This is a genomic window from Amycolatopsis sp. 195334CR (assembly GCF_017309385.1).
In the GTDB taxonomy this organism is placed as follows: domain Bacteria; phylum Actinomycetota; class Actinomycetes; order Mycobacteriales; family Pseudonocardiaceae; genus Amycolatopsis.
In genome coordinates this window covers 2,628,353-2,650,922 of record NZ_JAFJMJ010000002.1, presented here as the reverse complement: position 1 = coordinate 2,650,922, position 22,570 = coordinate 2,628,353, and the positions used below count along the sequence as shown (strand labels likewise).

The following is a 22,570-nucleotide window of genomic DNA, read 5'->3' as shown; positions in this document are numbered from 1 at the left end:
TCGCGATCTTGTGGTGAACGGTTTTCCGTTGGCTGGGGGAAAGGTCGGATTTCTGCCCGTCTTGTTCGCCCAGGGCGAAACCCGGGGCGGCGGATGCCGATCTTCGGCGGGTGGCCTAGGGTCGAGGTTGTCATGGCCCGTGTAATCCACGTCTTCCGTCAGCCCGACCGGTTCGTCGCCGGGACCGTCGGGGAACCCGGTGACCGCACTTTCTACCTGCAGGCGTCCGAGGATGTGCGCACGATCAGTGTGACCATCGAGAAGCAGCAGGTGGCGGTGCTCGCGGAGCGGCTCGGTTCGCTGCTCGACGAGGTCGCCACGCGCTTCGGCGCCGAGATCCCGGCGGAAACACCTGATGAGCTGGTCGATGCCGGTCCGCTCTCCGTGCCGGTGGAGGAGGAGTTCCGCGTCGGCACGATGGGGCTGGGGTGGGATGCCGAGAGCAGTGCGGTGGTGATCGAGCTGCTCGCGGTGACCGAGGGCGAGGTCGATGAGACCGTGGTGCTCGACGACACCGAGGAGGGGCCCGACGCGGTGCGGGTGTTCCTGAGCCCGGTGGCGGCGCGGGCGTTCGCGGAGCGGGCGGACCGGGTGGTCAACGCGGGGCGGAAGCCGTGCCCGCTGTGTGGTGAGCCGCTGGACCCGGAGGGGCACATCTGTCCCCGGCAGAACGGGTACCGGCGTGATGTGGACGTCATCGAGGAGTGAGTTGGCCGATTCGTCTTCCGATCCCGCGGAGCTGGTGGCGCACGGGCGGATCTCGGTGGAGGGGCGGCTGGTCGACGCGTCGAACGTGACCTTGTTCTGCTCGGTGGAGCTGGACGGGGTCGAGGCGAACGCGGTGTACAAGCCGGTTTCGGGTGAGCGGCCGCTGTGGGATTTCCCGGACGGCACGCTGGCCGGGCGTGAGGTGGCGACGGCGCTGGTGGCTGAGCGCACCGGGTTGGGGCGGGTGCCGCCGACGGTGTTGCGGGATGGTCCGTTCGGGCCGGGCATGGTGCAGTTGTGGATCGAGACGGATGAGGACGTCGAGCTGATCGACGTGCGGTCGCCGGCCGAGGTGCCGCCGGGGTGGCGGGTGGTGTTGCACGCGCACGACCGGTCGGGGGAGCCGGCGGTGCTGGCGCACGCGGATCACCCGGGGATGCGGGAGCTGGCGGCGCTGGACGTGGTGGTGAACAACACCGATCGCAAGGGCGGGCACGTGCTGGCCGGGGTGGACGGTGGGGTGTACGGGGTGGATCACGGGATCTGCCTGCACACCGAGCCGAAGTTGCGGACGGTGTTGTGGGGGTGGGTCGGGGACGAGCTGCCGGGGGAGATCGGGGAGAAGCTGGCGGCGGTGCCGTCGTTGCTGGCGGGTTCGCTGGGTGAGGAGCTGGCGCCGCACCTGACGCGGGCGGAGATCGCCGCGATCGGCACGCGGGCGGCGAAGTTGCTGGCGGACGGCCGTTTCCCGGAACCGGGTGACGACTGGCGTGCGATTCCCTGGCCGTTGTTCTAGCGGGGGCGGGCCGCGCGGAGGTAGCGGTGGCCGAGGTCGTCGAGGTGGGTGGCGAGTTCGGGTGGGTCGATAACGTCGAAGTCGGTCTGGAGCAGGCCGAGGTAGAAGGCGAGCATTTCGAGCGAGTCGCTGGCGGTGTGGAACAGGCAGCTCTGGTCGTCTACGGGTTCGATGGCGCCCCAGCCGGTGGTGAGCTGTTCGGTGAAGTGCTCGGCGGGGGCGTGCAGGCGGACGGTGGCGCGGACTTTCTGGTAGGCGCTGGTGAGTCCTTCGGTGACGTACGCGGCGAGGTCGTCGTGGGGTGCTTCGCGCGGGGTGAAGCGGGGGCCGTTGGGGGTTTTCAACGACATCCGGTCGACGCGGAAGGTGCGCCAGTCGGTGCGGGTGGTGTCCCAGCCGACGAGGTACCAGCGGCGGCGGGCGTGGACGAGGCGGTGGGGTTCGACGTCGCGGCGGGCGGCGGTGCCGTCGTGGCGCTGGTAGTCGAAGCGGAGGCGTTCGTGGTCGCGGCAGGCGGCGGCGATGGTGGTGAGCAGGGCGGGGTCGACGGGTGGGCGCTGGTCGGGGGCGGCGACGGTGGCGGCCTGCAGGGTGGTGACGCGGTGGCGCAGCCGGGCGGGCAGGACGTGTTCGAGTTTGGTGAGGGCGCGCAGTGAGCTTTCCTCGAGTCCGCCGGCGGCGGTGCGGAGGCCGACCACGACGGCGACGGCTTCTTCGTCGTCGAGCAGCAGTGGTGGCATGCGGGCGCCGGCGCCGAGTTGGTAGCCGCCGGCGACGCCGGGTTGGGCGTTGACGGGGTAGCCGAGTTCGCGGAGGCGTTCGACGTCCTTGCGCACGGTGCGGGTGGACACGCCGAGCCGTTCGGCGAGCTGGGGGCCGGTCCACTCCCGGGTGGTCTGCAGCAGGGAGAGCAGGCGGAGCAGGCGCGCGGAGGTCTCGAGCATGCGGTGAGTCTGGCAGGGATCCCGGAAGGGTTGCTTCCGCGTTGCCCGGCGGCGGTTCATGATCGTTTGCTGGCAGGGTGTGGGGCATGAGGCGGGTGGACTACCGAGACAGGCTGACTTCGCCGTTGCCGGGTGCGCGGGAGCTGGCGCGGGTGCTGCGGCAGGGCGGGTTCCGCGGTTCGGTCGCGGGGGCGGACCGGATACCGGTGCGGCGCAACGGGTTACCGGAGCTGGCGGCGGGGGCGGCGAGCTGGACGTGGGTGGGGCATTCGACGTATGTGGTGCGGGTGGCGGGGCGGACGGTGCTGACCGATCCGGTGTGGTCGACGAAGATCCGCGGGGTGCCGCGGCGGCTGACCCCGCCGGGGCTGGCGTGGCGGGAGCTGCCGCCGGTGGACGCGGTGGTGATCAGCCACGACCACTACGACCACCTGGACGAGCCGACGATCCGGCGGTTGCCGCGGTCGACGCCGGTGCTGACCGGGCTGGGGCTGGGGCGGTGGTTCCGGCGGCGGGGGTTCACCGAGGTGGTGGAGCTGGACTGGTGGGAGTCGGCGGAGGTGGCGGGGGTGCGGTTCGACTTCGTGCCGGCGCACCACTGGAGCAGGCGGGGCCTGTTCGACACGTGTGCCACGTTGTGGGGTGGCTGGGTGCTGACCGCGCCGGACGGGCTGCGGACCTACCACGCGGGGGACTCGGGGTACGGGCCGTGGTTCGCCGAGATCGGGGAACGGTATCCGGGGATCGAGGTGGCGATGGTGCCGATCGGGGCGTACGACCCGCGGTGGTTCATGCGGCCGGTGCACCTGGATCCGGCGGAGGCGGTGCGGGCGTTCGGGGATCTGGGCGCGCGGCGGCTGGCGTCGATGCACTGGGGCACGTTCGTGCTGACCAGGGAGCCGGTGGTGGAGCCGTACGAGCGGATCCGGCGGGAGTGGGCGGAGGCCGGGCTGGCGCCGTCGGCGTTGTGGGCGCTGGCGGTGGGGGAGACCGGGGTGCTGGGGGCCGATGAGTTTTCGCCGGTCGGGTTGTCCTAGCTGGGGACGGGTTTCGCCGGTGGACGGGAGGACGGGTGGTGGCGACCGGGTTCCGGCGCCGGAAGGTGGTCATCCCTCCCGGCGGCCGGCGGTGCTTCGACGAGGACGAGTGGGCTGACGCGCTGGTGTGCGTCGAGGCCGGGGTGGTGGAGCTGGTGTGTTCGACCGGGGACCGGCCGCGGTTCGGGCGGGGCGCGTTGTTCTGGTTGACCGGGTTGCCGGTCGAGGTGCTGCGCAATCCCGGTGCGGTGGACGCGGTGGTGCACGCGGTGTCGCGGCTCAGGTGAGGAGTTCGTCGGTGAGGGTGGCGAGGCGGTGGGCGTCGGCGAGGGTGTGGTCGTCGATGTGCACCGGGAGGCGCTTGCTGCCCTGGTAGGCGCTGAGCGGTTCGGCCGGTGGCTGGTCGAGGAACTTCTCGAGCGGGGCGATGGCGCGTTCGGGTGCGGTGCCCATGAGCCGGGCGAGCAGTCCGACCAGGCCGCGGCGGATGCCGGTGAGGGAGCCCTGGTGGCTGCTGCGGACGAAGCCGGGGTTGATCAGCACGTGGGGGACGGGGTCCTCGTGGGTGCGGCCGGCCGCGCGCAGGAAGGTCGCGCGGCGGCTTTGCTCGTTGGCGGCTTTCCAGGTGTAGCCGTGGTCGAGGTTGAGGTCGTCCCAGTGGATCGCGTCGGCGTTGGCGCCGGGCACGGTGGTGTCGATGATCACAGGGTTCGCGGTGGCGCGCAGGTTGTCGTGGAGTCCGTCGGCGAGCAGGAAGCGGCTGAGGTGGTAGAGCGCGAAGTTGTGCTCGATGCCTTCGGCGGTGGTGACGCGGGGGAAGTTCGCGTACGCGGCGGCGAGCACGAGCGCGTCGATGGGCCGGTCGCCGATTTCCTTGAGCACGCGCCGGTTTTCGCTGATCAGGGTCAGGTCGGCGGGCAGGAACTCGCCGCCGCCGAGGGTGGCGAACTTCTCGTGGCTGCGGCCGATGACCACGACGTGGTCGCCGTGGTCGAGCCGTTTGCGGGCGAGGGCGCGGCCGAGGCCGTCGGTGCCGCCGGTGATCACGATTGTCTTCATCGCTTCCTCCCAGTTTCCGGAACTTCGGTTCCGGATCGTACGTAACGGAACCGTGGTTCCGCAACGCTAGGATGGGCCGCGTGATGCGCAAGGATGCCGCCCGCAACCGCGAACTGGTGCTCGCCGCCGCGGCGAAGGAGTTCGACCAGCGCGGGATGGACGCCGAGATCAGGGACATCGCCAAGGCGGCCGGGGTCGGCGTCGGCACGGTGTACCGGCACTTCCCGACCAAGGAGGAACTGGTCGGCGCGGTGCTGGCCAAGGAACTGGAGGAGTGGCCCGGCATCGTCGAGCGCGCGCTCGGCGCCGAGACGGCCTGGGCCGGGTTGACCGGGTTCCTGGAGCAGACGCTGGCGTCGATGGCGCGGCACAAGGCCGTGCTCGACGGGCTGACCAGCGCCGAGGCCTCCGCCTCGGCCGACGCCTGCCGCGAGCACCTGGCCGACGCGCTCGAACCGATCGTGCGGCGCGCCCACGCCGAAGGCAGCCTCCGCGCCGAGGTCACCGGCGAGGACCTCGGGCTGCAGATCCTCGCGCTGGGCCGGATCGTGCAACTGGAACCGGCGGCCTGGCGGCGGCAACTGGGCTTCGTGCTCGACGGACTGCGCGCCCGCTGAACCGACACCGGCCCGGCGTGGCGTCCCCCGACGGGGTGCGCACCTGGCTACCGTTGCCCGGCGTGCGCTCCCATTCCTATGACGACGTCCTCGCCGGGCCGCGCAAGCGGGTGATCCCGGAGGTGCCCGCCGAACCGGGGCTGGTGGTCGAGGAGCCCGGTGGCTTCTGCGGCGCGGTGGTCCGGCTCGAGCACGGCACCGTGGTGCTCGAAGACCGCCACGGCAAGCACCGGGTGTTCCCGCTCAGCCGCGCGGGTTTCCTGCTGGACGGCAAACCGGTCACGCTCGTGCCCGCGAAGGCCGCGCCGGCCAAGTCCGCCGCGTCGGCGTCCGGTTCGGTGAAGGTCGCCGGGCTGCGGGCGCGCACCGCCCGTGACTCGCGCATCTGGGTCGAGGGCAAGCACGACGCCGAACTGGTGGAACGGGTCTGGGGTCACGACCTGCGCGTGGAGGGCGTGGTGGTCGAACCACTCGACGGTGTGGACGTGCTGGCCGACCGGATCGCCGAGTTCGGCACCGGGCCGGGCCGCAACCTCGGCGTGCTGGTGGACCACCTGGTCGCCGGCAGCAAGGAATCCCGTCTGGTGGAAGCGATCCGCGACGAGCATGTGCTGGTCACCGGGCATCCCTACGTGGACATCTGGCAGGCGGTCAAGCCCGCATCGGTGGGTATCCGCGCCTGGCCGGTGGTGCCGAAGGGCTTGCCGTGGAAGGAAGGCATCTGCGAAGCGCTGGGCTGGGGCGAGCCGCACGAGGGCTGGCAGCGGGTGCTCGCCGGAGTGCGCAGTTACCGTGATCTGGAGACGCCGCTGATCGGCGCGGTGGAGCGGCTCATCGACTTCGTCGCGCCACCGCCGGAAGAGTGAACCCCGGCAGGTCACGCGTAGGTCACGTCCGGTCGCTCACTCAGTGTGAAGCCGATCTATCTGACACCATGTAGCCCATGGCAGCACTCATCTGGTTCGTGGCCGGGTTGGCGCTCATCGCCGCGGAGGTACTGTCCGGGGACTTCGTGTTGCTCATGCTGGGGCTCGGCGGGTTGCTCGGCGCCGGTTCCGCGCTGATCACCGACAACGTCTACATCCAGGTCGCGGTGTTCGCGGTGGCCTCGGTGGGCCTGCTCGGCGTGGTCCGCCCGGCGCTGAAGAAGCGGTTCCTCTCCGGCCCCGACCACAAGACCAACGCCGACGCGCTGATCGGCGCCCAGGCCGTCGTGTTGTCCACTGTGGACATCCAGAGCGGGCAGGTGAAGCTGGGCGGGGACGTCTGGTCGGCCCGCTGCTTCACCGAGGGGCAGGTGCTCGAACCCGGGACCAGGGTGACCGTGGTCGAGATCTCCGGCGCCACGGCGGTCGTGTCGGCCGAACCGTGAGCGACGGCCTCGCTAAGGTGAGCCCCGCGGCACCGGGCTGAGCGCCGCACCGAACGAACAGGGGAGACGAACTTGTCAACCGCAGCGATAATCGTCGTCGCGATCGTCGTGCTGCTGGTGATCGTCACCGTCGCGAAGGCGATCATGGTGGTCCCGCAGGCACAATCCGCGGTGATCGAGCGACTGGGCAGATTCCGCACCGTGGCCTCGCCCGGCCTGAACTTCCTGGTCCCGTTCCTGGACAAGGTGCGCGCCCGGATCGACCTGCGCGAACAGGTGGTCTCCTTCCCGCCGCAGCCGGTGATCACCCAGGACAACCTGACCGTGTCCATCGACACGGTGGTCTACTTCCAGGTCACCGACTCGCGCGCGGCGGTCTACGAGATCTCCAACTACATCGTCGGTGTCGAGCAGCTGACCACCACCACGCTGCGCAACCTGGTCGGTGGGATGAGCCTGGAAGAGACGCTGACCTCGCGCGACCAGATCAACGGCCAGCTGCGCGGCGTGCTCGACGAGGCCACCGGCCGCTGGGGCATCCGCGTGGCCCGCGTCGAGCTGAAGGCGATCGATCCTCCTCCGTCCATTCAGGACTCGATGGAGAAGCAGATGCGCGCCGACCGCGAGAAGCGCGCGATGATCCTGACCGCCGAAGGGCAGCGGGAATCGGCGATCAAGACCGCGGAAGGCCAGAAGCAGAGCCAGATCCTCGCCGCCGAGGGCGCCAAGCAGGCGGCGATCCTGGCCGCCGAGGCGGAACGGCAGTCGCGGATCCTGCGTGCCCAGGGTGAACGAGCCGCCCGCTACCTGCAGGCGCAGGGGCAGGCCAAGGCGATCGAGAAGGTGTTCGCCGCGATCAAGGCCGGGCGCCCGACCCCGGAGGTGCTGGCCTACCAGTACCTGCAGACGCTGCCGCAGATGGCGCAGGGCGACGCGAACAAGGTCTGGATGGTGCCCAGCGACTACGGCAAGGCGCTGGAAGGGTTCGCCCGCTCGCTCGGCGCCCCCGGCGACGACGGCGTGTTCCGCTACGAGCCGCCCGCCTACGACGACGCCGAGCGCCCCTCGGTCGAGGACGAGGAGGTGGCCGCCTGGTTCGACACCTCCACCGACCCGAAGGTCGCCGAAGCGGTCCGCGCCGCCGAAGCCGTGGCGCGGCAGGAAGTGCCGAGCCCGCTGACCGCGCCGCGCACCACGCCGCCGGCGCTGGCCGCGCTGCGCGGGGACAACGAGCCCGCGGCCGAGCCGGAGCCCACCGAGCGGCAGGCACCGCCGCCCGCGCAGCTGCCGCCGTCGCAGCAGGGCGGGGCGCGGCCGTTCCCGCAGTCGCAGCCGCCGTACCAGCAGCAGCCACCCCCGCAGGCGCCGGGGCAGAACCCGCAGAGCGGCCCGTTCCCCGGGCAGGGCCCCGGAAGCGGCCCCTACTCGGGCCCGCCGCGACAGCAGTAGGACACGGAAAAGAGGGTGGCTCCCCGGCCGGGGAGCCACCCTCTTTTCCGGTAGTCAGTAAGGGCGCAGTTGCGGGCGTTTCGGCGGCAGGTTGTCCCCGGAGGACTCCCCGCGCAGGCGCCTGCCCACCCACGGCAGCGCGTGCTCCCGCGCCCACCGCAGGTTCTCCCGGCGGCGAACCCGCACCGGCGCCGCCTCGACCGGGCCGAGCGACGTGCTCTCCAGCTCGTGCGCGGTTCCGAGCGCGTCGAGTACCGCGATCGCGATTTCCCGGTGCCCCAACGAGTTCAGGTGCAGCCGGTCCTCGGACCAGAGCCGCCGGTCACGCAGCTGCCGCATCGACCACATGTCCACCAGCAGCGCGCCGTGCCGCCCGGCGATGCCGCGGACGAACTCGTTGTAGATCGCCACCCGCCCGCGCATCTTGCGGAACAACGCGTCCTCGACCCCGTCCACCCCGGTGAACAGCACCACCACCGCACCGGCCGCGGTCAGCCGGGCGACCGCCCGCTCGTACTGGACCATCAGCCCGTCGATGTCCACCTTGGGCCGCATCAGATCGTTGCCACCGGCGTAGAAGGTGACCAGATCGGGCTTGAGGTCCAGCGCCGGTTCGAGCTGCTCGGCCAGGATCGGCCGCAGCAGCTTGCCGCGCACCGCCAGGTTCGCGTACCGGAACTCCTCGTCCGCGGCCGCCAGCACCTCGGCGACCCGGTCGGCCCAGCCCCGCACCCCGTTGGGTGCCGCGGGATCCTCGTCTCCGACCCCTTCGGTGAAGGAGTCGCCCACTGCAACTAAGCGCTTGCTCACCTGACCATGGTGCCATCCCGGAGCCGGAGCAGGCCCTGGACCCCGTCGAGGAAGGATTCGCAGATCGGGCCGGGGTCGGACAGGCAGCCGGTGGCCATGGCGCCGTCGCGCAGCAGGACGAAGTGCCGGGCGGCGGGTTCGGCCGGGGCGTCGCCGATGCGCGCCAGCACCTCGGTGATCGTGTGCGAGAACCACTCGCGGTGGGTGAGCACGGCCTGGTGCACGGGGTGCGCCGGGTCGGGGTACTCCGCCGCGGCGTTGAGGAAGGCGCAGCCGCGGAAGCCGGGGGAGCGGATGCCCTCGGCGATGGACGCGGCGATGGCCAGCAGCGTCTCGGGCGCGGGTAGTTCCCGCGCCAGGATGGCGCCGATCTGATCGCGGATGGCCTGGTCGGCTTCGCGCAGGTAACCGACGATCAGTTCGTCCTTGCCGGGGAAGTGCCGGTACAGCGTGGCCCTGGTCACCTTCGCCTCGGCGACGATCCGGTCGATGCCGACCGCCCGGATGCCCTCCACGTAGAAGAGCCGGGTCGCCGTGGCGAGCAGCCGTGACCGCGCTTCGGAGGTGGTGTTCACCCGGCCCAGCCTAGCAGATAGAACGTTCGGTCTTGACGGCTTCGCGAAAGGGTGCCAGTCTCAGCGGTAGACCGAACGTTCTACCCACCTGCTGAGGAGCACCCCGTGAGCACCAGTACCCTCGCCACCCCCGACACCGTGGCGCCCGCCCTGCGACGCCTGTACTTCGCCCGTTTCGGCTTCGCCATCGTGTGGGCGGGCCTGCTGCTCACCACCGCGTCCCAGCTCGGGCCGGTCAGCATCGCGCTGCTCGTGCTGTACCCGCTGTTCGACGTCGCGGCCGCCGTCGTCGACGTCCGCTCGTCCCGCGCCACCACCGGCCTGTACGTCAACATCGCGCTGAGCGGGCTGGCCGCGGCCGGCCTCGCCGTCGCGTCCGCGTCCGGTATCCCGGCGGTCCTGCGGGTGTGGGGGATCTGGGCCGTGGTCGCGGGCCTTACCCAGCTCGCCGTCGGCCTCAGCCGCCGCAAGCTGGGCGGCCAGTGGGCGATGATCCTCAGCGGCGGCATCTCCACGATCGCCGGAACGTCCTTCTTCCTGCAGGCCGCGCAGCCGGGTGCCTCGCTGGTCAACCTGGCCGGCTACGCCACCCTCGGCGGGGTGTTCTTCCTCGTCTCGGCGATCCGGCTCGGCCGCGTCACCGCAGGATGATCTCGCCCCGGGCGGTGGCGATCCCCATCGCGGCCAGGCGTGGCGGGCCGTCGCTCAGGCGCAGCGGCACGTCGACCTCACCGGTCCACCGCGACAGCCCGTCACCGGCGACCTCCAGGAAGGTCACCTCACCGGGGGCGCAGTCGTGGGCCGCCCGGGCGTAGGCGCGCTGCCAGCCGTCGAGGCGATCGGCGCGGGCGACGTCGTATTCGATGAAGAACGGCCGCTCCGGCTCGACCTCGCCGAGCAACCGCCAGCGCCCGGTGTCCCCGCCGCCGCTCGACGGTTCGAGGCCGAGCCTGGCGGACTCGGCGTCGAGATCGTCCGGCTCGATCGCCCAGGTGAACAGCCGATCGCCCAGCGCGGTCGCGGCCGCCAGGCCCGCGGCGGCCTCCCCGGCACCGGGGTCGGTGGCGGCCACGAGTTCTAGGTAGACCGGCGGCGCCAGCGGAACCACCGCGTTGGTGACCCCGGGCGCCGGTGAACCGCCGGGCACGGTGCCCAGGCCCCATTCGTGGCGCAGCCGGTCGGTGGCCGCGCCCAGGTCGCGGACTCCCCAAAGGACGTGATCGAGGAGGTTCATCCGGCACGCAGCCGATCGCGGTGGTCGGCGACGTAGACCCGGGTGGCGCAGCGGGTGGTGCAGAAGCGGCGCCGCCCGTTGCGGGAGGTGTCGACGTAGACGACGTCGCAACCCTCCCGGGCGCAGGTGCCCAGTCGCTCGGGTTCCTCGCACACCAGGTGCGCCAGCCCGCCGGCGGTGTAGGCCTGCAACCGCCTCAGCGCACCGGATTCCTCGCTCGCGTAGTGCAGGTGCGCGGCCAGCCCGTCGTGACGGGAGATGAACGGGCGGCACGCGGAATCCGCGAGCAACTCGTTCACCAGGTCCACCCGTTTGTCCACATCGGACTCGGAGAAGATCGGGCGCAGCCGGTCGCCCCAGTCCGAGACGGCGGCCGCCTCGGCCGCGGTCAGCCGCCGCAGGGTCATCCCGCACGCGCGCATCATCGCCACCAGTTCCCCGGCCGGGGCGTGGCCCAGGTTGACCAGTCCGGCGGCCACCTGGGCCGCGGAACCGCCGTAAGGGTTGAAGTGCACTGAACCATTACAGCACGCTGACGCCATGAACGTCGAACGCTGTCCTCGCTGCGGCTGGCCCGCCGAGGAGACCACCCCCGATTCCCGGCACCGCACCGGGGAGGGAACGCTCTGCTACCGCCGGTGCGTCTGCGGCACCTGGCTGGTCCGCCTCGACGGGCGCCTGGTCGGCGCGACCGGCGGGGCTCAGGCGGGGTGAGCGGCCTCGGCCAGCAGGGCGGCGAGTTCGGCGGGCCTGGTGAACATCGGCCAGTGCCCGGAATCGAGGTCGGCGAAGCGCACGTTCTTCGCCTTGGCCAGTTCGGGCACGTCCCCGGCGGCGATCCACTCCCGGGCCTCGTCGGGGCTGAACTCCGGGCACACCACGGTCACCGGCACGTCGAACCGGCGCTCGTCGCGCAGGCGCACCACGCCCCCGGTGACCCCGGCGGGCACCGGGATCGCCGCCGCGGTGAACCGGTCCCTGGCGGCCTGGTCCAGGTCGGCGGAATCGGGGCCGTCGAACGGTTCCCAGCCGGGGAACGGCACCACCCCGTCGGCCACCGGGAAGAAATCGGCGTAAGCCCGGCCGTCGTGCGCGGGGAAACCGCCGACGAACACGGCCCCGGCCACCAGGTCGGGCCGGGCGTCCGCGGCCAGCCAGGCCAGCGTGCTCGCCGCCGAATGCCCCACCACCAGCGCGGGACCGGTGAGCGCGGCCAGTACCGCGTCGAGGTGGTCGTCCAGGGTGTCGCCGGGCAGGGTGAGCGGCACCGGGTGGTGCCCGCGGGCGGTGAGTTCGGGCAGCACGTCGTCCCAGGCCGAACCGTCCAGCCACAGGCCGGGAATGAGCAAGATCTCCATGACCGGTCACGCTAAACCCAGTAGCGGACGTTCTGCTTCCTCTACTCTCCGGACGTGTCCGCCGAACCGAGTCCCACCGCCCGGGTGCTGCGCGCGCTGGAGGTCCTGCAGTCCCGCGCGGTGGTCCCCGCCGCCGAACTGGCCTCACGGCTGGGCGTGACACCACGCGCGACCCGCCGGTACGTGGAGATCCTGCGTGAGGCCGGGATCCCGGTCGAGTCGGTGCGCGGCCCGCACGGCGGGTACCGGCTCGGCCGCCGCACCCGGCTGCCGCCGGTGGTGTTCACCGAAGCCGAAGCGCTCGGCCTGGTGATGGCCGTGCTCGACGGCAGGCCGGGCGCCGCGTCACCCGGCGACCCGGTGGGCGGTGCGCTGGGCAAGGTCATCCAGGCGCTGCCCGAGGGTGTCGGCCGGGAAGCGGCGGCCCTGCGCGAACACGCCGCCGCCGCGCCCGACCGCTACGCCACCAGTCCCGACCCGCTGCTCACCAGCACGCTCGTCGGCGCCGTGGCCGACCGCGTCCGCGTGGTGCTCACCTACCGCGGCGAGCGCGGCGAACCGTGGGTGTCCGAAGTGGACCCGTGGGCGGTGGTCGCCCGGCACGGGCGCTGGTACCTGCTGTGCCACTCCCACCGCGCGGCGGCGACCCGCACCTACCGCATCGACCGCGTGCGCGCGGCCGAACGCACCCGCCACACCTTCACCCCACCCGAGGATCTGGACCCGGTGGCCGTGCTGGAAGAACACCTGGGCACCGGCTGGCGGTTCACCACCCGCGTCACCTTCGACGCGCCGATCGAGCGGGTCCGCGCCTGGGCGCGCCCGCCGATGGGCAGGCTCGAACCGGCCGCCACCGGCTGCGTACTCGTGGGCAGCACCCGGAATCCGGCCATGTACGCGCAGGAATGGCTATCCACCGCGCCCTTCCCGTTCCGCGTCGAGGGCGGCCCCGAACTGCGTGCCGCCGTGGCCGAACTCGCCGCCCGCTGCACCGCCGCGCTGGCCGAACCGGACAAAAGTTGACTTCGACTATGGTTTAGGTTTTACCGTCGGCCGCATGACCGCACACGAGCACGCACCACCCAAGGCGGGCAGGCGGGAGTGGCTGGGACTGGCCGCGCTCGCCCTGCCCACCCTGCTGATCGCGCTGGACATGAACGTGCTGGGACTGGCCGTCCCGGCGCTGAGCGCGGACCTCAAACCGACCGGCACCCAGCTGCTGTGGATCAACGACATCTACGGCTTCCTGATCGCCGGCTTCCTGATCACCATGGGCACGCTGGGGGACAAGATCGGCAGGCGCCGCCTGCTGCTGATCGGCGGGGCCGCGTTCGGCGTGGCCTCCGCCGTGGCCGCCTTCTCCACCAGCGCGGAGATGCTGATCGCGGCGCGCGCGGCGCTCGGCATCGCCGGCGCGACGCTGATGCCCTCGACCATGTCGCTGATCCGCAACCTCTTCCACGACCCCGCCCAGCGCACCGTGGCCATTTCGGTGTGGATGACCAGCTTCACCGCGGGCAGCGCGCTCGGCCCGCTGCTCGGCGCCGTGCTGCTGGAGAACTTCTGGTGGGGCTCGGTGTTCCTGCTCGGCGTTCCGGTGATGCTGCTCCTGCTGGTGGTCGGGCCCGTCCTGCTGCCGGAAAGCCGCAACGACGGGGCCAGCGGGGTGGACCCGCTCAGCGTCGCGCTGTCGCTGATCGGCATGCTCGCCACCGTCTACGGGCTCAAGAAGTTCGCCGAGGCCGGGTTCGGCTGGCTCGCCGCCGCCGCGTTCGCCGGTGGGCTGCTGGTCCTCTACACCTTCGTCCGGCGCCAGCGCACGCTGCGCGAACCGCTGCTGGACCTCGGGCTGTTCACCAACCGCGGGTTCACCGCCTCGATCACCGTGCAGACGCTGGCCGTGTTCGGCGTCGCGGGCGGCTTCTTCTTCGTCGCCCAGTACCTCCAGCTGGTGCTCGGGCTGTCCCCGCTGGAAGCCGGGCTGTGGACCGTTCCGTCCACAGTGGCCGGTGTCGCCGGGACCATGCTCGCCCCGGCCATCGTCCGCCGGGTCCGCGCGCCCTACGTGCTCGGTGGCGGCATGGTGCTGGCCGTGGCCGGGTTCGTCCTGCTCACCTTCACCGAACCCGGATCGGGCATCGGCGCGGTGGTCACCGGATTCGCGTTGCTGTCCTTCGGTTTCGGCCCGGCGATGACCGTGACCACCGACTTCATCATGGCCTCCGCGCCACCCGAGCGCACCGGCGCCGCGTCCGCGCTGTCGGAGACCGGCAGCGAACTCGGCATGGCACTGGGCATCGCGATCCTCGGCAGCATCGGCACCGCCGTCTATCGGATCGGCGTCACCGAGGGCACACCCGCCGGCATCCCGCCCGAACTGGCCACCGTCGCGCACGACACGCTCGGCGGCGCGGTCACCATCGCCGCCGAACTCCCCGCCGGCACCGCCGAGCAACTGCTCACCGCGGCCAGGTCCGCGTTCACCGACGGCTTCCACGTCAACTCCTGGATCAGCGCCGCGATCACCGCCGGGCTGGCCGTGCTCGCGGTGGTCCTGCTCCGCCACGTCCGGCCGGACGCCCCCGCCGAAGACACCCGCGTTTCCCCGTAACCAGAAGGGTTCTGCCATGTCCCAGCTCAAGATCGCCGTGCTCACCGCGAGTGTCCGGGAAGGACGGTTCGCGCCGGTGGTGGCGAACTGGTTCACCGCACGGGCCGCGCTCCACCCCGAGCTCGCGGTGGACCCGGTCGACCTCGCGAAGATCCCGTACCCCGGCGAGGAACTGTCCCGGCGGCTCGCCGCCGCCGACGGGGTCGTGGTGATCACCCCCGAGTACAACCACAGCTTCCCCGGACCGCTGAAGATCGCGCTGGACTCCGTCGGCGGCGAACTGCGGGGCAAACCGGTCGCGTTCGTCAGCTACGGCGGGCTCTCCGGCGGCCTGCGCGCGGTCGAGGCCCTGCGTGTGGTCCTGGCCGAACTGCACGCGGTCACCGTGCGCGAGACGGTCAGCTTCCACGGCGCCGCCGGGCAGTTCACCCCCGACGGCGAACCCAAGGACGCCAAGTCGGTCGACGAGGCCGCCGCGGTCCTGCTCGGCCAGCTGGTGTGGTGGGCGCGGGCCCTGCGCACCGCCCGCGCCACGCACGCCTACGGCAGCTGACGGGCCACCAGTGCCTCGATCCCGTCGAGCAGCCGGTTGAGGCCGAAGTCGTAGGCCTCCGCGGCGGCGTCCTGGGCGCCGAGCTCGAACCCGTCGTGCTCCCACACCTCGACGATGGTCGGGTTGGCGGCCTGGTCGAAGAACTCGTCCCAGAACACCTGCCGCTGGTGCCACCAGGTGTCGGTGCTCTGCCCGGTGACCCGCTCCAGGTACGCGGTGTCGGCCTCGACCGCGGCGTTCGACTCCACGAAGGTGGCGATGCTCGCCGCGGCCGCGGCCATCTGCCGGTGGGTCAGCCCGATCCCGGCGAGCGTGGAGAGCAGGTACTCCTGGCGGTGGATGACGGCGGGCCCGAGCGCCGGGCGCGTCATCGACACCTGCCGCAGCCAGGGGTGGCGCCGGTAGGCCTGGCGCGTGCGCTCGGAGTACAGCCCGACTTGCGCGCGCCAGCCCGCCGGCCGCGGCTCGCCGGGCCCGGGCAGGCCGTCCTCGCCGAGCGCCTCGTCCACCATCAGGTCGATCAGCTCGTCCTTGGCGGGCACGTAGGAGTAGAGGGTCATCGTGCCCGCACCCAGCTCCTTGGCCACCCGGTGCATCGACGCCGCGCCCAGCCCGTCGGCGTCGGCCACCCGGATCGCCGTGGCCACGATGGCCTCCAGGCTCAGCCGCGGCTTGCGGCCCCTGGCCGGCTCGGGCTCGGCGTGCCGGTCCCGCCAGAGCAGCCGCAGGCTGCGGTCCGGATCGCCACCACCACTGTGTTCAACCGTCACGGCACTGGATCCTACATTCCCGTATGGTGTACGCTAGGTCGTTCTCGTACGGCATACGAAAAGGAGTGGGGAACAGTGACGATTCTGGTCACGGGCGCCACCGGCAGCGTCGGCCGACTGGTCGTCGACGAGCTGGTGGCACTGGGGGCGCCGGTGCGGGCGCTGACCGTGAACCCGGAGAAGGCGGCGCTGCCCGAGGGGGTGGACGTGGTCACCGGCTACCTGGGGCGGCCGGCGACGCTGCCCGCGGCGCTCAAGGGGGTCGACGCGGTGTACCTGGCGCCGCTGCCGGACACGGTGGGGGAGTTCACCGAGCTGGCGCGCGAGGCGGGCGTGGGCCGCGTCGTGGCGCTGTCGGGCAGCAACGCCGACGAAGAGGAACGCGAGGGCTCCAGCGGAGCCCACTACATCAAGGTCGAGCGCGCGGTGGAGGCCGCCGGGTTCGACTGGACCTTCCTGCGGCCGGGGGTCTTCGCCAACAACACGCTGGGCTGGGCCGAGGAGATCCGGGCCAGTGCCACGGTCAGCTCGGCCTACCCCGACGCCGCGCAGACCCCGATCGACCTGCGCGACATCGCCAAGGTCGCGGCCAAGGTGCTCACCGAGAGCGGGCACAGCCACCGCAAGATCACCCTCAGCGGACCGGAGTCGATCACCCAGGCGGGCCAGGTCGCCGCGATCGCCGCCGCGCTGGGCACCGAGATCCGGTTCCACGAACTGACCAGGGCCGAACACCGCCAGGTCTGGCTCGACTACGGCATCCCCGCCGAGGTGGCCGACTGGCTGCTCGACGGGTTCGCCGAAGCCACCGAACACCCGCAAATCCCCGAACCCGGCTACGAAGAACTCATGGGGGAGCCGGGAACCACCTTCCAGCAATGGGCCACCGACAACGCCGGAGCGTTCCGCTGATGCAGCAGCCCGACCAGATCCAGATCACCGGGGCCAGGGAGAACAACCTCAAGAACGTCTCGCTGAGCGTGCCGAAGCGGCAGATCACCGTGTTCACCGGGGTTTCCGGTTCCGGGAAGTCGTCCATGGTGTTCGACACCATCGCCGCCGAAGCCCAGCGCCAGCTCAACGAGACCTTCACCGCGTTCGCGCGCAACTTCCTGCCCAGCTACGGCCAGCCCGACCTCGACGCGATCGAGAACATCTCGGCCGCGATCATCATCGACCAGAAGCGCCTCGGCGGGAACTCCCGGTCCACCGTGGGCACCATCACCGACATCAACCCGTTGCTGCGCCTGCTGTTCTCCCGCGCCGGGACCCCGCACGCCGGCTACTCCAACGCCTTCTCCTTCAACGACCCGCAGGGCATGTGCCCGGAGTGCGAGGGCCTCGGCCGGTCCGTGCAGCTGGACCTGGACAAGTTCCTCGACCGGTCGAAGTCGCTGAACGAGGGCGCGGTCCAGCACCCCGACTTCGCCGTCGGCGGCTGGGTGCTGGGCACCTACACCGGCTCCGGGCGCTTCGACAACGACAAACCGCTGGCCGACTACGACGACGCGGAATGGCAGCAGCTGCTGCACGGCGAGGGCAAGCTCGTCATGCAGTGGCAGGGCGGCTCGATGAACGCCAAGTACGAGGGCCTGGTGGACCGGTTCACCCGGCTCTACATCAAGAAGGACGGCATGTCCGACCGCAACCGCGAGATCTTCCTGCGGTTCGTCACCTCGCGGGTGTGCCCGGTGTGCGAGGGCACCAGGCTCGTGCGGGCCGCGCTCGACTGCCGGATCGAGGGTTACAACATCGCCGACTTCACCGCGATGGAAGCCGGTGAGCTGGTCACCCTGCTGGGCAAGCTGGAGGTGCCGACCGCGAAAACGGTGCTGGACAGCCTGGTCGACCGGATCGGGAACCTGGTCGCGATCGGGCTGGGCTACCTCAGCCTGGACCGGGAGACCACCACGCTCTCGGGCGGTGAGTCGCAGCGGATCAAGATGGTCCGGCACCTGTCGAGCAGCCTGACCGAGATGATGTACATCTTCGACGAGCCCAGCGTCGGCCTGCACGCCCGCGACGTGCACCGGCTCAAGGAACTGCTGGTCAAGCTGCGGGACAAGGGCAACACCGTGCTCGTGGTGGAGCACGACCCCGACGTGATCGCGATCGCCGACCACGTGGTCGACATGGGCCCGCACGCCGGTTCGCGCGGGGGTGAGGTGGTGTTCGAGGGCAGCGTCGCCGAGCTGGCCGGGGCCGACACGCTGACCGGGCGGTTCCTGCGCAACCGGCTGCCGCTCAAGACCGCGCCGCGGCAGCCGTCGGGCTGGTACACCGTGGCCGGCGCGACCAGCCACAACCTCAAGGACGTCACGGTGAAGTTCCCCGCCGGGGTGCTCACCGTGGTCACCGGGGTGGCCGGATCGGGCAAGAGTTCCCTGGTCAACGACGCGTTCCTGGCCGAGCACCCGGACGCGATCGTGATCGACCAGGCCGCGGTCGGCACCTCCCGGCGGTCCAACACCGCCACCTACACCGGCCTGCTCGACGGCATCCGCAAGCTGTTCGCCAAGGCCAACGGCGTCAGCCCGTCCCTGTTCAGCGCGAACTCGAAGGGCGCCTGCGAGAACTGCCAAGGACTCGGCGTGATCTACACCGACCTGGCGTTCATGGACGGGCTCAAGTCGGTGTGCGAGATCTGCGACGGGCGCCGGTTCTCCGAGGACGTGCTGGAGCACAAGCTGCGCGGCCGGTCGATCAGCGACGTGCTGGAGATGACCGCGGCCGAGGCGGTGGAGTTCTTCACCGAGAAGAAGCTGCGCGAGGTGCTGCGCGCGGTCAACGACGTCGGGCTGGACTACCTGAAGCTGGGGCAGCCGCTGAGCACGCTGTCCGGTGGCGAGTGCCAGCGCATCAAGCTCGCCACCGAACTGCACAAGGCGGGCTCGATCTACGTGATGGACGAGCCGACCACCGGCTTGCACATGTCCGACGTCGGGCACCTGCTGGAGATCATGGAACGCCTGGTCGCCCAGGGGAACACGGTGATCGTCATCGAGCACAACCTGGACGTGATCCGCAACGCCGACTGGATCGTCGACCTCGGCCCCGAAGGCGGCAGCGGCGGCGGGACCGTGTTGTTCGAGGGCCCACCGGCGGCGCTGCTGGAGGCCACCGGCTCCTACACCGCGGACTTCCTGCGCCAGGACCTGTCGGCGACCTGATTGCTATGAGTGGGGCATTACTTGCGTTGAATGCAAGTAATGCCCCACTCATAGCATTGACTTGGCCGATCTAGGTCAGGTGTGGTCCTAGAGGGGTGGCAGGCTGAACGTCATGACCGACGCGAAGCCTGCCACCGCTCGGCTGCTCAGCCTGCTGTCCCTGCTGCAAACCCCGCGGGAGTGGCCGGGCAGCGAGCTGGCCGAACGCCTCGGCGTCAGCCCGCGCACCATCCGCCGCGACGTCGACCGGCTGCGCGACCTCGGCTACCCGGTCGAGGCCAGCATGGGCGCCGAAGGCGGCTACCGGCTCGTCGCCGGCGCCGCCCTCCCGCCACTGCTGCTCGACGACGAGGAGGCCGTCGCCATCGCGCTGGGCCTGCGCACCGCGGCGGGCAACGCGATCGCCGGGATCGAAGAGGCGTCCGTGCGCGCGCTGACCAAGCTCGAACAGGTGCTGCCCTCGCGGCTGCGCTACCGCGTCGGCGCGCTCAGCGGCGCCACCGTGCCCGCACTGGCCCCGGGCACCCAGACCGTCGATCCCGCGGTCCTGACCACGATCGCCGCCGCCATCGCCAACCGCGAACGGCTGCGCTTCGCCTACGTCACCAACGAGGGCACCGACGGCAAGCGCCACACCGAACCACACCGGCTGGTCTCCGCCGGGCGCCGCTGGTACCTGGTCGCCTACGACCTCGACCGCGACGGCTGGCGGATCTACCGCGCCGACCGCATCAGCGAGCCGTTCGCCACCGGCGCCCGCGCGCAGGCCCGCGAACTGCCCGCCGAGGACGCGGCCACCTACCTGACCAGCAAGATGTACTCGCTCGTGCCCACCTACGAAGCCGAAGCCACCCTGCACCTGCCGATCGAGCAGGCCCGCGCCCGCCTCGGCGACGCCGGTGACCACCTCGAAGCCATCGACGAGCACAGCTGCCGCCTGCACGGCTACGGCGACACCCTGGAATGGCTGGCCGCGCGGCTGATCATGCTCGGCTGCGAGTTCGAAGCGCACGGCCCACCCGAGCTCCTCACCCACCTCCGGGAGATCTCCGCCAGGCTCACCCGCGGGGCAGGTTGCGACGCCGAAGCGGGCAGTGCTGTGATTTCCCCATGACGGCTACCGAAACGCACGCCGCGATCGAGGCGGTCTGGCGGATCGAAGCGGCACGGCTGATCGCCGGGCTCGCCCGGCTGGTGCGCGATGTGGGCCAGGCCGAGGAACTGGCCCAGGACGCGCTCGTGGCCGCGCTCGAACAGTGGCCGGAAAGCGGGGTGCCGCGCAATCCAGGGGCCTGGCTGATGACCATCGCCAAACGCCGGGCCATCGACCAGATCCGCCGCCGCGAAACCCTCGAACGCAAGATCGAGGTGCTCGGCCACGACCTGGAGACCGACGCGCCCAACGCGCCCGAGGACGCCGTGCTGCACGGCGAGGACATCGGTGACGACCTGCTGCGCCTGGTGTTCACCGCCTGCCACCCGATCCTGACCACCGAGGCCAGGGTCGCGCTCACGCTGCGCATGCTCGGCGGGCTCACCTCCAAGGAGATCGCCCGCGCCTTCCTCGCCTCGGAAGCCACCGTGCAGCAGCGGATCGTCCGGGCCAAGCGCACCCTGGCCGAAGCCAAGGTGCCGTTCGAGGTCCCCGAGGAGTCCGAGCGCGCCGAACGCCTCGCCTCCGTGCTCGAAGTGATCTACCTGATCTTCAACGAGGGCTACTCCGCCACCGCGGGCGACGACTGGATGCGCCCGGCGCTGTGCGAGGAGGCCCTGCGGCTGGGCCGGGTACTGGCCGAGCTGACCCCCAAGGAGCCCGAGGTGCACGGGCTGGTCGCGCTGATGGAGATCCAGGCCTCGCGCGCCCGCGCCCGCACCGGCCCGAACGGCGAACCGGTGCTGCTGCTCGACCAGGACCGCACCCGCTGGGACCAGATGCTCATCCGGCGCGGGCTCGACGCGCTGGACCGGGCCGAGTCCGCGGGCGGGCCGCTCGGACCGTACGGGCTGCAGGCCGCGATCGTCGCCTGCCACGCCCGCGCCCGCACCGCCGAGGACACCGACTGGAAGCGGATCACCGAGATCTACGACGAACTCGCGGCCACCTCCGGCTCCCCGGTGGTGGAACTGAACCGGGCGGTCGCGCACTCGATGGCCTTCGGCCCGGCCGCCGGGCTCGCCCTGGTCGACCCGCTGCTGTCGGAGTCGTCGCTGAAGAACTACCACCTGCTGCCGTCGGTCCGGGGTGACTTCCTGGCCAAGCTCGGGCGGTTCGAGGAGGCCCGCGCCGAATTCGAACGCGCCGCGGGCATGACCAAGAACGAACGGGAACGCACGCTGCTCACCGACCGCGCCGCCGCCTGCGCCAGGGGAGAGGTGCCGAGCTAGCGCCGGTGGTAGTCGACGACGGCGTCGCCGTGGGCGTAGCGCTCGCCGTCGTAGCCGTGCGGGAACTCGGGGGACAGGGCCGTCGCCTCGTCGAGCGTGCGGAGTTCCTCGGGTTCGAGGTCGATCAGCCGTAGGTTGTCGGCGAGCTGGTTCTCGTTGCGGATGCCGACGATCGGGATGGTCAGCGCCGGCTGCTGCTGCGCGCGAACCCACGCGAGGGCCACCTGGCTCGCGCTCGCCCCGCGTGCCTCGGCGACGGTGTTGAGCGCGTCGGCGATGGCCAGCTCCCGGTCGTCGACCGCACTTCCGGCGCGACGGCCGTCCGCGGGGCGTTCGCGGTCGGAGCCGTAGCGGCCGGTCAGCAGCCCGCCGCCGAGCGGCGCCCAGCCGGTTACCGCCAGGTCCAGCGCCTTGGCCATGGGCAGCAGTTCCCGCTCGACCGTGCGCTCGACCAGGCTGTAGGGCACCTGGATCGCCGAGAAGGGGGTCAGCCCGCGCTCCTCGGCGATCGTCACCGCCCGCGCGACCAGCCACGCGGGTGTGTCGGAGATGCCCAGGTAGAGGACCTTGCCCGCGCGCACGAGGTCGTGGAGGGCGGTCACCACCTCCTCGATCGGGGTGTAGCTGTCCCAGATGTGCACCCAGTAGAGGTCGAGGTAGTCGGTGCCGAGGCGGTCGAGACTGGCTTCGACCGCGCGCCGGAGATTCTTGCGGTGCGTGCCACCGGCGTTGGGGTCGGCCGGATCGCTGCTCAGGCCGTACTTGGTGCCCAGCACCCAGCGGTCGTGGTCGGGGCGGATCAGCTCGCCGACCACGCGCTCGCTCTCGCCGCCGGCGTACCGGTCGGCCGTGTCGAGGAAGTTGCCGCCCGCCTCAGCGAACAGCTTGAGCGCGCCCGCGGCCTCCGCGGCGGTCGCCACGCCGAGACCGGGATAGCCGAACATCATCGTGCCCAGGCACAGCTCGGACACTCGCACGCCGCTGCGGCCGAGGAGGCGGTATCGCATGGTGGTCATGGCTTGATTATTCAAGCTTGACTATGTGCGGTCAAGAAGGACCGAGAAGGAAGACATAGACGAAGGAATACAAGGAAGCACTGGCTCGGCAGCTACCGCGAGTCAG

At 71.4% G+C, this 22,570-nt stretch carries 26 protein-coding genes; 17 read left to right on the top strand and 9 right to left on the bottom strand.

Annotated elements, in window-relative coordinates:
* The first annotated feature begins 132 nt into the window (after positions 1-132).
* Together JYK18_RS35175 and JYK18_RS35170 are read left to right on the top strand one after the other, a co-directional pair.
* Positions 133-708: a DUF3090 domain-containing protein gene (locus JYK18_RS35175; RefSeq protein WP_206807699.1), complete on the top strand. Its 576-nt coding sequence runs from the start codon at positions 133-135 to the stop codon at positions 706-708.
* 1 nt (position 709) lies between these two features.
* Complete coding sequence (locus JYK18_RS35170) at positions 710-1,504, top strand: SCO1664 family protein (RefSeq protein ID WP_242582404.1); 795 nt, start codon at positions 710-712, stop codon at positions 1,502-1,504.
* Here JYK18_RS35170 and JYK18_RS35165 read toward each other — a convergent pair.
* On the bottom strand, positions 1,501-2,448 hold the full coding sequence (locus JYK18_RS35165) for a YafY family protein (RefSeq protein WP_206807698.1): 948 nt from the start codon (positions 2,446-2,448) through the stop codon (positions 1,501-1,503). The genes JYK18_RS35170 and JYK18_RS35165 overlap by 4 nt on opposite strands.
* 86 nt (positions 2,449-2,534) lie before the next feature.
* Here JYK18_RS35165 and JYK18_RS47735 point away from each other — a divergent pair, with 86 nt between their 5' ends.
* The gene (locus JYK18_RS47735) at positions 2,535-3,485 is read left to right on the top strand and encodes an MBL fold metallo-hydrolase (protein WP_206807697.1); all 951 of its coding nucleotides are present in this window, start codon (positions 2,535-2,537) and stop codon (positions 3,483-3,485) included.
* Between the two features lie 38 nt (positions 3,486-3,523).
* Positions 3,524-3,772 carry a hypothetical protein gene (locus JYK18_RS35155; RefSeq protein ID WP_206807696.1) on the top strand — a complete coding sequence of 83 codons (249 nt, stop codon included), beginning with the start codon at positions 3,524-3,526 and terminating at the stop codon, positions 3,770-3,772.
* Here JYK18_RS35155 and JYK18_RS35150 read toward each other — a convergent pair.
* Positions 3,765-4,544: an SDR family NAD(P)-dependent oxidoreductase gene (locus tag JYK18_RS35150; RefSeq protein ID WP_206807695.1), complete on the bottom strand. Its 780-nt coding sequence runs from the start codon at positions 4,542-4,544 to the stop codon at positions 3,765-3,767. The two genes, JYK18_RS35155 and JYK18_RS35150, sit on opposite strands and share 8 nt — an antisense overlap.
* Before the next feature lie 83 nt (positions 4,545-4,627).
* Between JYK18_RS35150 and JYK18_RS35145 the strand changes: the two genes are divergently transcribed.
* The 4 genes from JYK18_RS35145 to JYK18_RS35130 all read left to right on the top strand — a co-directional run bounded on the left by JYK18_RS35145 (position 4,628) and on the right by JYK18_RS35130 (position 7,982).
* A complete protein-coding gene (locus tag JYK18_RS35145; protein ID WP_242583759.1) occupies positions 4,628-5,161 on the top strand; it encodes a TetR/AcrR family transcriptional regulator in 534 nt (177 codons plus the stop codon).
* A 62-nt stretch (positions 5,162-5,223) separates the two neighbouring features.
* Positions 5,224-6,027, top strand: a complete 804-nt coding sequence (locus JYK18_RS35140; RefSeq protein WP_206808307.1) for a DUF3097 domain-containing protein — start codon at positions 5,224-5,226, stop codon at positions 6,025-6,027.
* Positions 6,028-6,104: 77 nt separating this feature from the next.
* Positions 6,105-6,533: an NfeD family protein gene (locus JYK18_RS35135; protein ID WP_206807693.1), complete on the top strand. Its 429-nt coding sequence runs from the start codon at positions 6,105-6,107 to the stop codon at positions 6,531-6,533.
* 144 nt (positions 6,534-6,677) lie between these two features.
* Positions 6,678-7,982 (top strand): SPFH domain-containing protein, encoded by a 1,305-nt coding sequence (locus JYK18_RS35130; protein ID WP_206808306.1) that lies wholly within the window; start codon positions 6,678-6,680, stop codon positions 7,980-7,982.
* A 54-nt stretch (positions 7,983-8,036) separates the two neighbouring features.
* Here JYK18_RS35130 and JYK18_RS35125 read toward each other — a convergent pair whose 3' ends face one another.
* Positions 8,037-8,792: an SGNH/GDSL hydrolase family protein gene (locus tag JYK18_RS35125; protein WP_206807692.1), complete on the bottom strand. Its 756-nt coding sequence runs from the start codon at positions 8,790-8,792 to the stop codon at positions 8,037-8,039.
* On the bottom strand, positions 8,789-9,367 hold the full coding sequence (locus JYK18_RS35120) for a TetR/AcrR family transcriptional regulator (RefSeq protein ID WP_307796192.1): 579 nt from the start codon (positions 9,365-9,367) through the stop codon (positions 8,789-8,791). The genes JYK18_RS35125 and JYK18_RS35120 overlap by 4 nt, the downstream gene beginning before the upstream one ends.
* 105 nt (positions 9,368-9,472) lie before the next feature.
* Here JYK18_RS35120 and JYK18_RS35115 point away from each other — a divergent pair, with 105 nt between their 5' ends.
* Positions 9,473-10,018, top strand: coding sequence for a hypothetical protein (locus tag JYK18_RS35115; RefSeq protein WP_206807691.1), 546 nt, complete (start codon positions 9,473-9,475; stop codon positions 10,016-10,018).
* Here the strand turns inward: JYK18_RS35115 and JYK18_RS35110 are convergent.
* Both JYK18_RS35110 and JYK18_RS35105 read right to left on the bottom strand, forming a co-directional pair.
* On the bottom strand, positions 10,005-10,601 hold the full coding sequence (locus JYK18_RS35110; protein WP_206807690.1) for a VOC family protein: 597 nt from the start codon (positions 10,599-10,601) through the stop codon (positions 10,005-10,007). The genes JYK18_RS35115 and JYK18_RS35110 overlap by 14 nt on opposite strands.
* Entirely contained in the window at positions 10,598-11,116 is a 519-nt protein-coding gene (locus tag JYK18_RS35105; protein ID WP_206807689.1) for a CGNR zinc finger domain-containing protein, read from the bottom strand. The genes JYK18_RS35110 and JYK18_RS35105 overlap by 4 nt, the downstream gene beginning before the upstream one ends.
* 25 nt (positions 11,117-11,141) lie before the next feature.
* Here JYK18_RS35105 and JYK18_RS35100 point away from each other — a divergent pair, with 25 nt between their 5' ends.
* Positions 11,142-11,315, top strand: a complete 174-nt coding sequence (locus tag JYK18_RS35100; RefSeq protein ID WP_206807688.1) for a hypothetical protein — start codon at positions 11,142-11,144, stop codon at positions 11,313-11,315.
* Here JYK18_RS35100 and JYK18_RS35095 read toward each other — a convergent pair.
* Positions 11,303-11,959, bottom strand: a complete 657-nt coding sequence (locus JYK18_RS35095; RefSeq protein WP_206807687.1) for an alpha/beta fold hydrolase — start codon at positions 11,957-11,959, stop codon at positions 11,303-11,305. The two genes, JYK18_RS35100 and JYK18_RS35095, sit on opposite strands and share 13 nt — an antisense overlap.
* A 54-nt stretch (positions 11,960-12,013) precedes the next feature.
* Between JYK18_RS35095 and JYK18_RS35090 the strand changes: the two genes are divergently transcribed.
* Genes JYK18_RS35090 through JYK18_RS35080 form a run of 3 tightly spaced genes read left to right on the top strand, consistent with a single transcriptional unit; the run spans position 12,014 to position 15,123 of the window.
* Entirely contained in the window at positions 12,014-12,982 is a 969-nt protein-coding gene (locus JYK18_RS35090) for a YafY family protein (protein ID WP_206807686.1), read from the top strand.
* Positions 12,983-13,016: 34 nt separating this feature from the next.
* Positions 13,017-14,570 carry an MFS transporter gene (locus tag JYK18_RS35085; protein WP_206807685.1) on the top strand — a complete coding sequence of 518 codons (1,554 nt, stop codon included), beginning with the start codon at positions 13,017-13,019 and terminating at the stop codon, positions 14,568-14,570.
* 16 nt (positions 14,571-14,586) lie between these two features.
* Positions 14,587-15,123, top strand: coding sequence for an NADPH-dependent FMN reductase (locus tag JYK18_RS35080; protein ID WP_206807684.1), 537 nt, complete (start codon positions 14,587-14,589; stop codon positions 15,121-15,123).
* Here JYK18_RS35080 and JYK18_RS35075 read toward each other — a convergent pair.
* Complete coding sequence (locus JYK18_RS35075) at positions 15,111-15,893, bottom strand: TetR/AcrR family transcriptional regulator (RefSeq protein ID WP_206807683.1); 783 nt, start codon at positions 15,891-15,893, stop codon at positions 15,111-15,113. The two genes, JYK18_RS35080 and JYK18_RS35075, sit on opposite strands and share 13 nt — an antisense overlap.
* A gap of 75 nt (positions 15,894-15,968) precedes the next feature.
* On the opposite strand from JYK18_RS35075, the gene JYK18_RS35070 reads away from it, so the two are divergent.
* The 4 genes from JYK18_RS35070 to JYK18_RS35055 all read left to right on the top strand — a co-directional run bounded on the left by JYK18_RS35070 (position 15,969) and on the right by JYK18_RS35055 (position 21,448).
* Entirely contained in the window at positions 15,969-16,805 is an 837-nt protein-coding gene (locus tag JYK18_RS35070) for an NAD(P)H-binding protein (protein WP_206807682.1), read from the top strand.
* Positions 16,805-19,063: an excinuclease ABC subunit UvrA gene (locus JYK18_RS35065; protein ID WP_206807681.1), complete on the top strand. Its 2,259-nt coding sequence runs from the start codon at positions 16,805-16,807 to the stop codon at positions 19,061-19,063. The genes JYK18_RS35070 and JYK18_RS35065 overlap by 1 nt, the downstream gene beginning before the upstream one ends.
* Positions 19,064-19,175: 112 nt before the next feature.
* On the top strand, positions 19,176-20,177 hold the full coding sequence (locus JYK18_RS35060; RefSeq protein WP_206807680.1) for a YafY family protein: 1,002 nt from the start codon (positions 19,176-19,178) through the stop codon (positions 20,175-20,177).
* Complete coding sequence (locus tag JYK18_RS35055) at positions 20,174-21,448, top strand: RNA polymerase sigma factor (RefSeq protein ID WP_206807679.1); 1,275 nt, start codon at positions 20,174-20,176, stop codon at positions 21,446-21,448. The genes JYK18_RS35060 and JYK18_RS35055 overlap by 4 nt, the downstream gene beginning before the upstream one ends.
* On the opposite strand, the gene JYK18_RS35050 is transcribed toward JYK18_RS35055, so the two are convergent.
* Positions 21,445-22,464 carry an aldo/keto reductase gene (locus tag JYK18_RS35050; protein ID WP_206807678.1) on the bottom strand — a complete coding sequence of 340 codons (1,020 nt, stop codon included), beginning with the start codon at positions 22,462-22,464 and terminating at the stop codon, positions 21,445-21,447. The genes JYK18_RS35055 and JYK18_RS35050 overlap by 4 nt on opposite strands.
* Between the last annotated feature and the right edge of the window lie 106 nt (positions 22,465-22,570).